Annotated in this window: 12 protein-coding genes and 4 tRNA genes; 7 read left to right on the top strand and 9 right to left on the bottom strand. The window is 32.0% G+C overall.

Translation table 11 applies throughout. The annotated features are described in order from the left end of the window. Positions 1-19: 19 nt before the first annotated feature. Positions 20-622 (bottom strand): NAD(P)H-dependent oxidoreductase, encoded by a 603-nt coding sequence (locus FLP_RS15375; protein ID WP_065450408.1) that lies wholly within the window; start codon positions 620-622, stop codon positions 20-22. A 361-nt stretch (positions 623-983) separates the two neighbouring features. After that, on the bottom strand, positions 984-1,970 hold the full coding sequence (locus FLP_RS15370) for an aldo/keto reductase (RefSeq protein WP_065450407.1): 987 nt from the start codon (positions 1,968-1,970) through the stop codon (positions 984-986). A gap of 119 nt (positions 1,971-2,089) precedes the next feature. Between FLP_RS15370 and FLP_RS15365 the strand changes: the two genes are divergently transcribed. Further along, positions 2,090-2,935 (top strand): AraC family transcriptional regulator, encoded by an 846-nt coding sequence (locus FLP_RS15365; RefSeq protein ID WP_065450406.1) that lies wholly within the window; start codon positions 2,090-2,092, stop codon positions 2,933-2,935. A 79-nt stretch (positions 2,936-3,014) separates the two neighbouring features. Here FLP_RS15365 and FLP_RS15360 read toward each other — a convergent pair whose 3' ends face one another. The 3 genes from FLP_RS15360 to FLP_RS15350 form a co-directional block, all read right to left on the bottom strand. Beyond that, positions 3,015-4,076 carry an SMI1/KNR4 family protein gene (locus tag FLP_RS15360; RefSeq protein WP_065450405.1) on the bottom strand — a complete coding sequence of 354 codons (1,062 nt, stop codon included), beginning with the start codon at positions 4,074-4,076 and terminating at the stop codon, positions 3,015-3,017. Positions 4,077-4,100: 24 nt separating this feature from the next. Then, on the bottom strand, positions 4,101-4,862 hold the full coding sequence (locus tag FLP_RS15355; RefSeq protein ID WP_065450404.1) for a C40 family peptidase: 762 nt from the start codon (positions 4,860-4,862) through the stop codon (positions 4,101-4,103). A 70-nt stretch (positions 4,863-4,932) separates the two neighbouring features. After that, entirely contained in the window at positions 4,933-6,111 is a 1,179-nt protein-coding gene (locus tag FLP_RS15350) for an acetyl-CoA C-acyltransferase (protein WP_065450403.1), read from the bottom strand. A gap of 249 nt (positions 6,112-6,360) precedes the next feature. Here FLP_RS15350 and FLP_RS15345 point away from each other — a divergent pair. From FLP_RS15345 to FLP_RS15330, 4 genes are all read left to right on the top strand, one after another. After that, positions 6,361-6,444, top strand: a tRNA-Ser gene (locus tag FLP_RS15345). 15 nt (positions 6,445-6,459) lie between these two features. Further along, positions 6,460-6,534 (top strand) — tRNA-Pro (locus FLP_RS15340). 32 nt (positions 6,535-6,566) lie between these two features. Beyond that, a tRNA-Arg gene (locus FLP_RS15335) sits at positions 6,567-6,640 on the top strand. Positions 6,641-6,761: 121 nt separating this feature from the next. Beyond that, a tRNA-Arg gene (locus FLP_RS15330) sits at positions 6,762-6,835 on the top strand. A 334-nt stretch (positions 6,836-7,169) separates the two neighbouring features. Here the strand turns inward: FLP_RS15330 and FLP_RS15325 are convergent. From FLP_RS15325 to FLP_RS25925, 3 genes are all read right to left on the bottom strand, one after another. Next, a complete protein-coding gene (locus tag FLP_RS15325) occupies positions 7,170-8,066 on the bottom strand; it encodes an alpha/beta fold hydrolase (RefSeq protein WP_065450652.1) in 897 nt (298 codons plus the stop codon). 141 nt (positions 8,067-8,207) lie between these two features. Beyond that, positions 8,208-9,359: a helix-turn-helix domain-containing protein gene (locus tag FLP_RS15320; RefSeq protein ID WP_065450402.1), complete on the bottom strand. Its 1,152-nt coding sequence runs from the start codon at positions 9,357-9,359 to the stop codon at positions 8,208-8,210. A 937-nt stretch (positions 9,360-10,296) separates the two neighbouring features. Further along, positions 10,297-10,494, bottom strand: a complete 198-nt coding sequence (locus tag FLP_RS25925; protein WP_065450401.1) for a helix-turn-helix domain-containing protein — start codon at positions 10,492-10,494, stop codon at positions 10,297-10,299. Positions 10,495-11,225: 731 nt separating this feature from the next. Between FLP_RS25925 and FLP_RS25275 the strand changes: the two genes are divergently transcribed. Beyond that, a complete protein-coding gene (locus FLP_RS25275; RefSeq protein ID WP_165606685.1) occupies positions 11,226-12,041 on the top strand; it encodes a helix-turn-helix domain-containing protein in 816 nt (271 codons plus the stop codon). Between the two features lie 201 nt (positions 12,042-12,242). On the opposite strand, the gene FLP_RS15305 is transcribed toward FLP_RS25275, so the two are convergent. Continuing rightward, positions 12,243-12,494, bottom strand: coding sequence for a helix-turn-helix domain-containing protein (locus FLP_RS15305; RefSeq protein WP_065450399.1), 252 nt, complete (start codon positions 12,492-12,494; stop codon positions 12,243-12,245). 474 nt (positions 12,495-12,968) lie between these two features. Here FLP_RS15305 and FLP_RS15300 point away from each other — a divergent pair, with 474 nt between their 5' ends. Next, entirely contained in the window at positions 12,969-14,063 is a 1,095-nt protein-coding gene (locus tag FLP_RS15300; protein ID WP_065450398.1) for a helix-turn-helix domain-containing protein, read from the top strand. Positions 14,064-14,086: the final 23 nt, after the last annotated feature.

The following is a 14,086-nucleotide window of genomic DNA, read 5'->3' as shown; positions in this document are numbered from 1 at the left end:
AGATGTTAAATGTTAGAAGTTAAAGGTTAAGCGTTTTTTCTAAATGCTTTGTGTAATTTTCCTTAAAGATGTCAATGTTTTCGGCAGTGGCACCTTTTTCAACGTCGTGGAAATGGAAACTTTCTAATTTTTCCATACCTACAAATTTATTCATTTTATGGAAACCAAACATAGCTCCGTCGTCTACTGATGTTTCTTCGAAGAATTCTCCCGGAAGTGTAAAAGCGGTTGCAGGGGCATTCCAACTTGTTGTTAGCATGTATTTGCGACCGTGTAATTGTCCGCCCGTTCCGTAATTAATGTCCGGATTTGTTCTGGTTCTTCCGTCGCTTCTGTAAATTCCTTTGTTGTGTCCTGCTGTGAAAACGTCGTCAATGTATTTTTTGAAAAGGTTTGGTAACTGAAACCACCAAACTGGCGTGTGGTACACTACAATATCAGCCCAAACGAATTTTTCGACTTCTTCATCAAGATCAAAATCTTGTTTGATATCAGTTGTTTTTATTTCGAATTGCTTGCTGTTTGTTAAGTATTCGATTGTCCAGTCGGTAACGGTTTGGTTGAATTTTCCGCCTGAATGAGCGAAATTTTGACTTCCGTTGATGATAAATATTTTTTTCATGTCTTTAAATCTTCTTATGAATTCGTGAGTGTGAGGGATAGGAGCAAATATCCTTTTGTTTTTTTCTTTAAAAAACAAAAGATATTGTGGATAGCCCGACCCCGCTTTTTCTGCGGGGTCACACCAAAATTGTTTTTATTGTTGCGTATAATTTTAAACACATAGAGACATATATTTCTTTGGGTAAAAAAGGATGTGGAAAGAAACTAGTTTCTCACACATAGCTAGGTCTGGCTTTGTCAAAGTTTTAAACTTTGACAAAGCTAAAAGCAGACTTTCCTATCACATAGCTATGTGTTTTTAGGCTAAGTGAAACGCCTTTATACATTCCTATTGGCTATGTTTCTATGTGTTTAAATATTTATTTTACTTTTGAAATTGCCTGATTGATGAAATCTAATTCTGAAACTGATAAATCGAAATCCATTGCTTTTGCGTTTGAAATTGCTTGTTCTGCATTTCTTGCTCCGGCTAAAACGATTGTGATTCCTTTTTGTAAAGTTGTCCAGCGTAAAACCAATTGTGAGATCGAAATGTGTTTTGCGTTTGCTAATGAACTCAATTCTTCAACTAAAGTTTTTACTTTTTGAAGATCAAACTGTCCGAAATACCCATTTCTGTGATCGTTGTCTTTTAGTTTGCTGTCTGTGAAATATTTCCCGGTTAATAAACCTCTTTCCATTGGGCTGTAAGCAATTATTCCGATGTTTTCTGCGATTGTTAGCGGAATCAAATCGGTTTCGATTTTACGATTCAGCATGCTAAACGGTACCTGGTTTGATGCTAATTGAATTGTTTTTTGCGCTTCCTGAATTTGCGAAGCACTATAATTACTAACTCCCGCCGCTCTGATTTTTCCTTGTTGAATCAAAGTTTCAAGCGCTTCTATCGTTTCCTGAATTGGCGTTGTAGAATCTGGCCAGTGAATTTGCAATAAATCGATATAATCGGTTTGAAGACGTTTTAAGCTTTCTTCGACTTCTTTAATAACATTTGCTTTTGAAGCGTATTTGTAAACCGGGATTTTCTTTCCGTTGTCATCGGCATCGAAGAAGAAATCGCCTTTTCCGTTATTGCTTCCGTCCCAAACCAAACCAAATTTGGTTAATAACTGAACTTTTGAACGATCGTGAGATTTTATAGCTTCGCCAATCATTTCCTCGCTTAAACCAAATCCGTAAAAAGGAGCGGTGTCGATTGTGGTCACGCCATGGTCGATTGAAGCCTGAATGGAAGCGATTGAATCTGCTTTTTCGTTTCCGCCCCACATATTTCCGCCAATGGCAAATGCGCCGTATGTAATAGTTGATAATTCAAGTTCGGTATTGCCTAATTTTCTATATTCCATAATGTTGTATTTTTAAATCTTAAATTTCACTTGGCAAAATTATACCATTTTTAAGAGTGTTAACTTGTATATATTTGTCTTTTTTATGTAAATTTGCAACTTCAAATAATTTACATCTCATGAAAAAAGAAAATCTATACGAGCCGTTTACCGTTTCCTTTGAAACTCTGGATGAATATCCGGATGTTGGGGATCGACATAATTTCTTCGAATTGGTTTATATTTTGGAAGGAACAGGTTCGCAGTGCATCAACAAAAATATTTTTGAATATGATGCGGGACATATGTTTTTACTGACGCCTGAAGATTGTCATAATTTTACTATCGAGACGAAAACAAAGTTTTTCTTTTTGAGATTTAATGATATTTATTTGAAGAACTCCAGTTTACAAAATGAAAACATTCAGCGTTTAGAATATATTTTGCAGAATGCGAATCATCAGCCGGGCTGTATTTTGAAGAATCAGGCTGATAAATGTTTGGTAAAAGTGATGGTTGAGGCGATTTGTCGTGAACATCAGGATAAAGATGTTTACAATCAGGAATTGATTCAGCAATTGGTGAACACACTTATTATTATTGTAGCGAGAAATATTGCAAAGTATTTACCGGAACAGGTGAATGTGGGAACTGAAGGGAAAGCGATGGATATCCTGCAATATATTCAGAATAATATTTATTATCCGGAGAAAATAAAAGCAGAGTCATTAAGCGAATATTTCGGAATTTCGAATACTTATTTAGGACGTTATTTTAAAAAACATGCTGATGAAACAATGCAACAATATATTAGCAATTACAAAACCAAACTGATCGAACATCGTTTGCAATTCAGTGATAAACGGATTAATGAAATTGCTTATGAATTTGGTTTTACGGATGAAAGCCACTTTAATAAATTCTTTAAAAAGCAAAGAGGGAATAGTCCTTCGGAATTTAGGAAAACGATTCGAATTAGCGCGTAAATATTGGCACGCGATGATGTGGATTCGCAAGCGAAAACACGGATTATCGCGGATTTTTTTGTTTTAGATTTGAACGGATTTAATCTTGATTTTCTTTGCCGGTTATAAAATCGAAATGTTCTGTTTTGCCGGTTTTCAGATTGTTGATTTCGTTTTTTAGAAGTTCTTCTAATGATTCAGCTACTATATTTCGTTCCCAGGATTCGTTTTGAAGTTCTATGATTTGGCCGAATTTTCCTTTTTCGGCAGGGTCTGTATCATAGATTAAATAATCGCCATTTCTTCCTGTTGCAAACGGAATCCATTTTGGGTTTGCGTAGTTATTGGTTTTTATTTTATCAAAATCTATTTCCAGTTCCGGAAGATCGTCTTCGTCAAATTGTAAATCTTGTATAGAGTTCCATTCGTCTTTGATGTCTTCAAACGGAATAAGATCGTAAGTCCAATTGTTGATCAAAAACTGAAAAGCAGAAGTTACGGCATCGTATTCTACGTTTTGAACTTTATAAAAATTTTGAAGAGCCGGCGGTATTTTGATTTCTTCTTCTAATTCAGAATGTTCTTCTAAATTTTCTGCAGAAATCCCGTCTGCGAGATTGTAATAACGATTGTCTGATTCAATAATTTTATTGATTTCGGTAATCCATTCTTGCCATAAGGATTCGAATTGTTTAAATTTTTCATCAATAGGCAGGCTGGGCTTTTTAATCTTTTCCTGGTAAGCAGCTATGTCGATTGCTGTTATTTTATCATCATCTTTATTAAACCAAACGCTGATTCCGTTAAGAATAAAGGCACCGCTGTCATCACCCTTAAAAAGTTTTACAAGTTGTTTTTTATTGGTTGTGTAAAATTCAAAAAGATTTTGATCTTCAAAAATAAATTCTCCTGAAAAAGACTGTTTTGAGCAGAAATCATAAGTTCCATAATTTAGATCCAATAATAAATTTTCTGCATTTTTTCCCTCTTTAGAAAATGCAATTAAACCATGATTGTCCCAAGTATAAATTTGGTTATGCTCACTCTTTTTTAATCTTGCTTCGCCTAAAATTGTTTTTAAAACCGCTATTTCAACAGGAAATTCGACAGCAATGTCATTAATTTTAAATTCTTTTTTAGATAATGAGATTTTTAATGACATACTATTTTACGGATATTAGAAATATTAGATGATTTTTTTTATGACACGAAGCTTGTGGGTATGTTTGTTCAATTCCGGATTGTAAATTCCTAAATGGTCTAAACGGTCAATACGAACTTTTCCACTTGCGTGAATGATGTAATTGTTGTCCATAATGATTCCGACATGAATGATGTTTCCTTCGTCATTGTCAAAAAAAGCTAAATCTCCAGCTTCGCTTTCTTCGATAAAACTTAAAGGTTCTCCTTCAAGTGCTTGCTGTGAGGCATCGCGATGAATTTTATAGCCGTTTAGTTTGTAAACCATTTGCGTGAAACCGGAACAATCGATTCCGAAAGGTGTTTTACCTCCCCATAAATAGGGAGCGTTCAGATACATAAAAGCTGTATTTATTAAAGCGCTTTTGGGTTTTACACCACTGGTTTTTGTTCCTTCGAAATCAAAGTTTGAAGTATTAATTTCGCTATTATTTAAAAAAGATAATGATGCGCCAAGCGGAATTGGTAATAATAAATTATCCGGCGCACTGATATAATCAATCAAATCAGCATTTAAGATAATTGCTTCTTTGCTTAACTGATTGTAATTGGCTTCAGAAATTACCTGATATTGTTTCGAATCTACCCAGCCTTCATAGTCATCAAACTGAATTTTTATTCGGGCCCATTGATTTTGACGTTCTAAAATTTCGATGTGCTCGCCAAACAAAAGTTGTGTAACGATTTCACTTCTGTCACTTGGTTCAGATCGAACGGGTACTATGGCTAGATTGCAAATTCCGAACATTTAGGGTAATTTATAAGTTGAAAATTGGGAGTTACTATTTTAAATAACTCCCAATCTATTGTATTATTATTTAAGCTCTTTCGATAACAATTGCAGATGCTCCACCACCGCCATTGCAAATTGCAGCAGCTCCGGTTTTAGCATTGTTTTGTTCTAAAACATTTAGTAAAGTTACGATGATTCTGGCTCCTGAACAACCTAAAGGATGTCCTAGTGAAACAGCACCGCCATTTACGTTTACTTTATCGTTATCCAGATCAAGGATTTTTGAATTGGCTAATCCAACCACTGCGAAAGCTTCGTTGAATTCGAAATAATCAACATCTCCAATGGCGATTCCGGCTTTGTTTAAGGCTTTTGGTAATGCTTTTGCCGGGCTTGTTGTAAACCATTTTGGTTCCTGAGCAGCGTCTGCATAACCTTTGATGTACGCTAAAGGTTTTAATCCTAATGAGATTGCTTTTTCTTCAGACATTAAAACTAAAGCAGCAGCTCCGTCGTTGATTGTAGAAGCATTTGCAGCAGTAACTGTTCCGTCTTTGGTGAAAACAGCAGCTAATGAAGGAATTTTATCCAATTTTACATTAGTGTATTCCTCATCTTTAGAAACGATAATTGGTTCACCGCGTCTTTGTGGTACTTCGACAGGAACAATTTCGTTGTCGAATTTTCCGGCATCCCAGGCTTTTGCACTTCTTTCGTAGGATTGAATAGCAAAATTGTCTTGGTCCTCACGGCTGATGTTGTATTCAGATGCACATAAATCAGCGCAAACTCCCATTGCGTTGTTATCGTAAGCATCTGTCAAACCATCTTTTTGCATTCCGTCAAGCATAGTTGCCGGGCCAAATTTAGTTCCGTTACGCATCTGTACGTAGTGCGGAATCAAGCTCATGTTTTCCATTCCTCCGGCAACTACAATTTCAGCATCACCACAAGCAATAGCCTGAGCAGCGAACATTACAGCTTTCATTCCGGAAGCACAAACTTTGTTTACAGTTGTAGCAGCAACTTCTTCAGACAAACCTGCGAAAAGCGCGGCCTGACGTGCTGGAGCTTGTCCAACTCCTGCCTGAACAACGTTGCCCATAAAAACTTCATCAACTAATTTTGGGTCCAGGTTAATTTTTTGAAGTGCGCCTTTTATAGCGGCGGCACCTAATTTTGGTGCGGGTACGGTAGATAAACCTCCCATGAAACTTCCGATAGGTGTTCTAACGGCAGAAACGATAACAACTCTTTTGTTCATTTTCTGTTAATATTAGTTAATCAAGCAAATTTACTCTTTATTTAAATAAATTCAAATTTTGTATGAATATGTATCAGTTTCATTGGATTTTAAATTTAATATCATTTTTTTGTTAATTCTATTTGTTTGATTGTGAAGTGGTTTAAAAAAAAGATTGAAAAAAGTTTAAAAAAAGCACAGAAATAGTTGTGAGATATGGAATGTTGTCTTACATTTGCAACCGCAAAACAGAACACGTTTCTTGAGCTTGGAGAGGTGCCAGAGCGGTAATGGAGCAGATTGCTAATCTGTCGACGGGTAACCGTCGCCAGGGTTCGAGTCCCTGTCTCTCCGCTTAATTTTTGCCTTCGGGGTGTAGCGTAGCCCGGTTATCGCGCCTGCTTTGGGAGCAGGAGGCCGCAGGTTCGAATCCTGCCACCCCGACAGAAACTTTGCCATAAAGTTTTAAAACAAATGGACGCATAGCTCAGCTGGATAGAGCACCTGCCTTCTAAGCAGGCGGTCGAAGGTTCGAATCCTTCTGCGTTCACATAAAAAGCCATTCAATCGAGTGGCTTTTTTGTTTTATTAAGATGGCTTAGTGGTATATATTAGCTGGATTTAAGATTTTGATTTTCAAGTATAAATCCAGAAAGTTAAGTAAAGAATAAGGACGCATAGCTCAGCTGGATAGAGCACCTGCCTTCTAAGCAGGCGGTCGAAGGTTCGAATCCTTCTGCGTTCACGAAAAGCCATTCAAATCGAGTGGCTTTTTTGTTTTCTGCAATTCCCGAAAAATGAAATTGTCCTTTATCATCTTTTTTATAAAATGTTTGCACGTAGTTTGCACATGAAGACCATAATTCAACCTTTATTATGGTAAAATACACTGCCTGAAGAATTACGCATTTTGGATAACAATGAACTTTAGTATTTATTTTTATTAGTTTTGAAAAACTAAAGATAAAACGGAGCATAGATGCGACAGAACCTTTGTAAAGGCTGTTACAAAAATGTTGCTGGATTTTACTGAAAACTGCTGCATGACAGATTCCTCAGTTTTAATGAATTCTAACTTTTCAAGGTAGTTTTGACAACAATAGTTTGATCTTAGCTAAGACCAGTTCAGGTTCATCAAGCTGGATAAAATGTCCTGACTTTATTGTTGTTATATGCGTGAAATCAGTCACTCCGGCCTTAAGCGATTCCTGTGCATCGTACCATAGTTGTCTATCGGTCATATCATGTTCAGCATCAATTTTCATACTATTTATTGCAATAACTGGAACGTCAGGTAAATTAGGCAGTCCTTTCATGTATCTGAAATCCTCGATTAATTGCAGGGTTTCTAATGCTATTCCTGAATTAGCGCCATAATCGGCCTTAAAAGCGTTATATAGGGAGTCTATCTGACTCTGCGAAAAATGGTTATACTTTTCATGAGAAGCATCAACAAATACTAATCCAGCAACTTTCTCTGGATTTTTTACAGCAAAATCCCTAATGATCAATCCTCCCAATGAGTGACCTACAAGGAGTACTTTTCTGCCGTTTGCAAATTTATCAATAACCACTTCAAGCTCACTTCTTAATTTATTGATGTCTCTGGGTGTATTAGTGCCAGATTCTGATTTTCCGTAACCGGCTCTATCGTATAATAAAACATCAGAATCTAAAGTATTAGATATGGATACAATCTCTGAGGATTTCCCGGTACTGTACCAGGACGTATGATCATTCCCGAGACCAGACTCAAAAACAACTAAGTATTCTGAACTTTTAGATACTGAGTAAGCTATTAATTTATGCGTTCCTAACTCTACTTCAGTACCAGTATATTCTGAATTGCGATTTTTATCGTCATCAGAGCAGGAGGTAAGACTGAGAGAAGAAATAGCTGTTATAAAGAAAAATAATTTTCTAATTGCATTGACTTTTTTTAGATTTAATTTTTTGGGTGCGTTTTTTAAGATCATCAGTATTATTTTAGTTTCTTTTGTAACTTCGATACAAATATCAATATTACTGAGCACCCGAAAGTTCGGATTTATGAATCCGAACCTATTTACAAACAAATTCCAGGCTGCAAATTTACTATTTGCATAAAAAGTCAAATATTATAAAACAATTTGTACCAAAGCAAGATTTGTTTTTTTAAACTGAGATGGGGTTTTATAGGTTGTTTTCTTAAAAGTAGTATTAAAAACTGTTTTAGAATTGAATCCAACCTCAAAAGCAATTCCTATTAAACTTAAATGTTGCATGCCAGGATGCAGCATCATTTTTTTTGCCTCTTCGATGCGGTACCTATTTATAAATTGATAAAAATTTTCATTAAAACCTTTATTAATGATGTAAGAAAGTATGTGAGATGAAATCTTTAATTGAGAAGCTAATTTGAATAAGCTTAATTCAGGATCCAAAAAAGGCTTTTTGTTTTCCATTACCAGAATCAAACAAGATTTCATTTCTTGTAGATACACATCAGAGATTAGTTTTTTCTGGCTTACTTCTGAATTCGAAGCCTCAATTATAATGATGTCGATTTCTTCTTTTTCTTGTTTGTTAAGCGGGATAAAATCTTTTTGCTTTAAAGAAAAATAAGCAATAAAAAAAATCCCGACCAGATAAATCAGACTGGCAAAATGATCAAATAGATAATTATTTTTTGCTATTTTAAAGACGTTGTCAATCAACCAAAGCCCAGTTACAATCAATATACAAATGACTACTTTCTGTAACCATTTTAAGTTGATTGTTTCTGTATTAGAAGTATACAGAAACAGATGCTTTTGATATGCAACAATTTCTTTATAAGACGAAATACAATATAAAATAACCTGAAGACAAAAAAATAAGTCAAAAACAATAACAATAATTTCGGCATTTTTTCTATCAGCAGTTGTTGGGGCTGGTACCTCAATCAGGAGTGAAATTAAAATTAAAAGTAGCATTAGAAAAGCAAATGCAAAATGAAAATTATCTTTTACGCGCCATTTTCTATTAGGTCTAATGAAATAAATTATACTAAAGTAAAAAACCGGAGCGATAATAAAATCCGTTATCCCCAGAAAATCGTTTATGAGCATTCTGGTTTTTAAAAACTGAGTTTTTTCTAATAAGTCATTAAACTGAATAATGAAAATGCACAAAATAAAAGAACCAAACCATCGACTAGCCTTGCAGTTGGAGTGATTAATATTTGCAAAGATTAAAAATGCAAGTAATAAAGTTGTACCCGCAACAAAAAAGCTGATTAGTTGATCCATTTAAAAAAATAAGAATATATGTTAAATGTTTTTGAAAACAACAAAATTACCATATTATTTATAACCATTTTCACTTCACGATGAAATTGAATTTCTGCTTAAATTACCATGGATAATTTTATTTTTGAGACATTTTAAAAATGGAAATCAATATATTTGCATAAGAGGAAAAATCATATCGAAAGTTTAACCAGTTATATTTTATTACATTTAGCGAATGATTAGTTTTACTTCATTGCATCACAAAATATCCTCAAAATAGTCGGCTAAAATTTTTAAATCTTCAAATAAAAGGTTTGAATTCACTCCTTCTAAGTTCACCAAAACCTCCAAAATGTATTTAATATTTTCGGAGGTTTTTTTGTTTATAAATATTTGATTTTGCTAGTTTAAGGAGGTTATCTATTTTGATTATCTTCTTTTTTTATTGAAAGTATTAGACCTTTAGCCAACTCATGTTTTCCGTCGTTTTTACGAAACTGAAAAACATATTTTTTTAAACGCTTTTGCAATAATTTTAAGTTTCAATTTCGTTAAAATCAATTTTTAAATGTTTTTTTGAAAGCCCAAAAAAACAAGTGCTTTTTACAATTAGATCAAAAAATATTTTCTGTTTTTTTGATCTTAATATCGAAGAAGATATTTGTAATTATCCTATGCCTTTAGACTAATATCCATCAATATTACTTTTCATTATTCAATACCTGTAAACAATAAACAGCATACAGGATCATGATCGTAGAAAATGAAAGATTTTATTTTTTGAGGATTAAAAAAATGAATATGCGACGAGAATAGTAAATTGAAGACGAGAATAGTAAATTGAACAGGAGTAAAATGTTAAGTAAAAACAAATTAATAATCCTTAATTCTGGTGTCAGATTGTTTTATATTCTTTTTTTATCAGAAGAGATAAAAAAGAAAGAAAGTAATTTTATTATGTTCTGCCTGAAAAAAGTTCACTTTTTTTTGCTCCTATAATCTTTACGAGTTTATCAAGTTTTGATAATTTTAAATCAACGTTTTCTGTTTCAATTTTACTGTATTGACTTAGCGACATCTCCATTTGAATAGCAACGTATTCTCTGGTTAACTTATTTCGTTCTCTAATTTCTTTAATTTTTATACCAACCATATTACTTAAAATGAATTAAAAAATTAATACTTAAATCATTGTCTATAACAACTTGCAGCAAATCTATTTATTAAAATTATGATCAAAAAACACTGTGATAAACTACTTTGGTTTAAATTAAACATTTCAAATTTTCAGCATGTTTTGTAAAATTAAAAAAGCTTAATTAAAAAGATAAAATTGAAAACCTAAAGATAAAAAATAAAAATTAATGATAGCACAAAATAAATGATTGATTTGCAGTATTTTATTTCTCTTTTTTAAGAAAATAATTAAATAGTAAAGTCATTAAATTATTAAAAGATTAACGAATTATAAATTTACGTTTAGGTATATTTTTTTTAAATTTACACATCATCTAATTACTCGTTTTTGTGGAAATCCATTTGATTCTTCTTTCATTTATTACTGGAATATTTGGAACTACAGTTTCATCCATTATACTAAAAAATTATAAATCCAATCAAGCCATAAATATTTATTTTATTGTATTTATGATGTTGATTTCTTTGATCCAATTGGGGATGGGGCTAAATCTTCTTTTCTTTCAAAAAGCAATATTTACTAATTTTTATTTTGAATCGAGTATTTCAATACTAATATTACCGATAGTTTATATCTACTTTAGAAAATTGTTTAGTAAGGAAAGTAACGTAACCATCAATAGTGTTTTACTTCATGCTATTTTTCCATTAACGTATTTTTTGGTGGTACTTTTCAAAAGCTACCCCTTGGATAAATCCTTCTATTTTTATTTTAATGATAATATTGTATACTACTTTTTTGGTGTATTTGTATTGCTGTATGTTTATCTCTGCTCGATGCTTTTATATAGAAACATATTGGATAAAAAAGGAGATAATAATCATCATTTTAGAAATACGTGGATATCTAAATGGACAAAATTTATTTATCTTGAAATCATCATAATGGCATTTGCGCCATTGATATTGTACTGGTTCAAGGATCTTACAGAAACAGATTCGATATACCAGCCGGTAAGTTGTGTCACTCTACTAATTGTATGCTGTAAAATAGTATGCTGCCCTGAGATATTTTATGGATATACACATCTGAAAAATAAAATCAACGAAGAGGGAGATACTCCTTTAAAATTTAATTCGATTTGGATTCTTTCGAATACAAATATCCCTAATAGCCTGCAGGATCAGGTTTTGAAAGCGAAAATTGATAGTAGCTTACCTGAATATATTAAGGAAATTGAATCTCTGATTCTTAATGATGTTTTTTTTATTCAGTCAGATGTAAAAATTAAAAATTTGTCAAATAAATTAAAAATCCCTAAAAGCCATTTAAATTATATATTCAAATACCATTCAACTGTTACCTTCATAGAATTAAAAAAAATAATAAAAATACACCACGCCACTGTCCTGATAAAAAATAATTATCTGCAAACTAACACACTTAATTATTTAAGTAAAGAAGTTGGTTTTGCTTCTTATGATCCGTTCTACAGAAGTTTTAAAAAATATACAGGAAATACGCCTTTGGATTACTATAACTTAGTAAGAGCCAACAAATAATGACAATTAGAAATAAGTTTTGCAACGACCGGAAATGAAATTGTTTTTATTAGGCAGTACTATATCTTTAAAATTATAACTCAGGGTTGTTTTTTAGTACTTTTAAATTAATGTTATAGCCGTAGGACGTATTAGTCTTTTTTGTGCTCTTAATGCCATAGATTAGTTATGACATTGGCGGAAATAACTTGCAGATGTTTTTTAAAATAGGTCTTTTCTTCTATTTGTTTTATTTTCAAAAAAAAGCGAAACATCAAATCTAAAAATAAACTCAATTGACACATCTAGAACTTCTGCTATTTTTTCTAATTTGGATACAGTTAAATCAACCTCTCCACGCTCAATTTTCCCATAACCGCTAGTACTCATTTTAAGCTCATCGGCCACATGGTCCCTGGTTAGGTTTTTTAATTCTCTTATTTTTTTTATATTCTTGTACACTGCAGGATTCATCTTTTAAAACTTGTAATTAACTTACTTTAGCTACATTAATTCCAAAAGTAAATATTTCGTTTTTTTTTTTTCGTTACAACTGTAACTTTAATTCCTAATAAAGGACATTTTAACACTTGTTAAAGACTTAATAGTAAAAAAAAGTTTTTTATTTCGAAAAACTTTCTAAACATTGCCATGTAAGAAAAAACAAAATAATCGACATTCTTTATGTTAATTTTATTATTTATATTCATCAAAAGGATTAGACTAGTGTTTTTATTACAAAACCCCAAGCTAATGTGTGATTACTACAATTATAAAATAAAATCAAATATTCAGTTGATAAAGTTTATTACATTTAAACCGTAATAAAATTTATTACATTGAAGAAAAAACAAATTTCATTCAAAAAAACCACACAAAAAAATGCTGATAAACCTTTTTTATCTATTTTCAGGATTACTTGGACTAATCTGTTTTATAATTATAATAATGCAGTTTAAATACAATAAATTATTAAACATTTATTTATTACTCTCTTTTAAGTTACTTGCTCTCAATTTTTTACTCAAAGGTTTGGATGGTTTTAATATTTTGTGCTTAACTGAAATGGGGCATAATGCGTATTATCCTTTTCTAATTGTAATTATTCCGGCAATGTATTTGTTTTTTATTAATATTGATAAAGACAGTAAAAAATTCAACTATAAGGAGTTGGTGCATTTTATTTTTCCGATATTTTTAGTGGTATTTAATTTACTTGCCAGGAGATTACTGATTGAATCGGTACCGTTATTTACGATTAAGTTATTTTTTTCGATTTTGTTTGAGGCCTATGTTATTTACTATACTACAATTATTTATGTATTCTTAAAAAATAAAATCTGGAATAAAGAACTGGATCTTTTGAACATTAAACAAAATAGAATAGTAAAGCAATGGGCGTTTTTTATTTTTTATTTATACGCCTTAATTGTTTTTCACCTGATTGTTGTTATTTCTCTGAATTTGAAATCTGTAAATAATCTTGAATTAAATAACTATAAATTTTTTCCGGCTTTATTGCTGAACATCATGTATTTTAAAATATTATTTACTCCGGAAATATTGTATGGTTATACTGTCATGCTGGACAAAGTAAAAGAGCATGACAAATCTAATTTTATTTTAAAAGATTTATGGATTTTAGATTCTTTAGAAGGCATTACTAATGTTCAGGACAAAGCGCTAGGTGCAAAAATTGCAAAATATACTAGCAGCTATATTCACGATATTGAAAAATTGGTTTTTAAGCACGAAATTTTTCGAAACCCAAATGCATCGCTCAATGATATGGCGAATAGACTTAAAATACCCAAAAGTCATTTGACATTTGTTTTCAAGTATCTTTCAAGAGTAAGTTTTACTGAATTTAAAAAAATAGTACGAATACACGATGCATTACAATTAATAGAAAAAGGTTATTTACAGTCAAACACTATAGAATCTTTAGCCAGTAAAGTAGGATTTTCATCTTATAGTCCGTTTTATACAACCTTTAAGGAAGTGACAGGAATCTCTCCGCAGATTTACATTAAAAAGAAATAATTATAACATTCTTTCTTAGAAAT

The sequence above is a fragment of the Flavobacterium piscis genome, from assembly GCF_001686925.1.
Taxonomy (GTDB): Bacteria; Bacteroidota; Bacteroidia; order Flavobacteriales; family Flavobacteriaceae; genus Flavobacterium; species Flavobacterium piscis.
The sequence above is the reverse complement of the archived record's forward strand: the minus strand, read 5'-3'. Positions and strand labels throughout refer to the sequence as shown.

Coding starts and splice junctions, on each gene's coding strand:
- FLP_RS15305 (WP_065450399.1), bottom strand. CDS start 12,494: ATGAATCCTGCAGTGTACAAGAATATAAAAAAAATAAGAGAATTAAAA.
- FLP_RS25925 (WP_065450401.1), bottom strand. CDS start 10,494: ATGGTTGGTATAAAAATTAAAGAAATTAGAGAACGAAATAAGTTAACC.
- FLP_RS15360 (WP_065450405.1), bottom strand. CDS start 4,076: ATGTCATTAAAAATCTCATTATCTAAAAAAGAATTTAAAATTAATGAC.
- FLP_RS15320 (WP_065450402.1), bottom strand. CDS start 9,359: ATGGATCAACTAATCAGCTTTTTTGTTGCGGGTACAACTTTATTACTT.
- FLP_RS15370 (WP_065450407.1), bottom strand. CDS start 1,970: ATGGAATATAGAAAATTAGGCAATACCGAACTTGAATTATCAACTATT.
- FLP_RS15350 (WP_065450403.1), bottom strand. CDS start 6,111: ATGAACAAAAGAGTTGTTATCGTTTCTGCCGTTAGAACACCTATCGGA.
- FLP_RS15365 (WP_065450406.1), top strand. CDS start 2,090: ATGAAAAAAGAAAATCTATACGAGCCGTTTACCGTTTCCTTTGAAACT.
- FLP_RS15375 (WP_065450408.1), bottom strand. CDS start 622: ATGAAAAAAATATTTATCATCAACGGAAGTCAAAATTTCGCTCATTCA.
- FLP_RS15300 (WP_065450398.1), top strand. CDS start 12,969: ATGCAGTTTAAATACAATAAATTATTAAACATTTATTTATTACTCTCT.
- FLP_RS15355 (WP_065450404.1), bottom strand. CDS start 4,862: ATGTTCGGAATTTGCAATCTAGCCATAGTACCCGTTCGATCTGAACCA.
- FLP_RS15325 (WP_065450652.1), bottom strand. CDS start 8,066: ATGATCTTAAAAAACGCACCCAAAAAATTAAATCTAAAAAAAGTCAAT.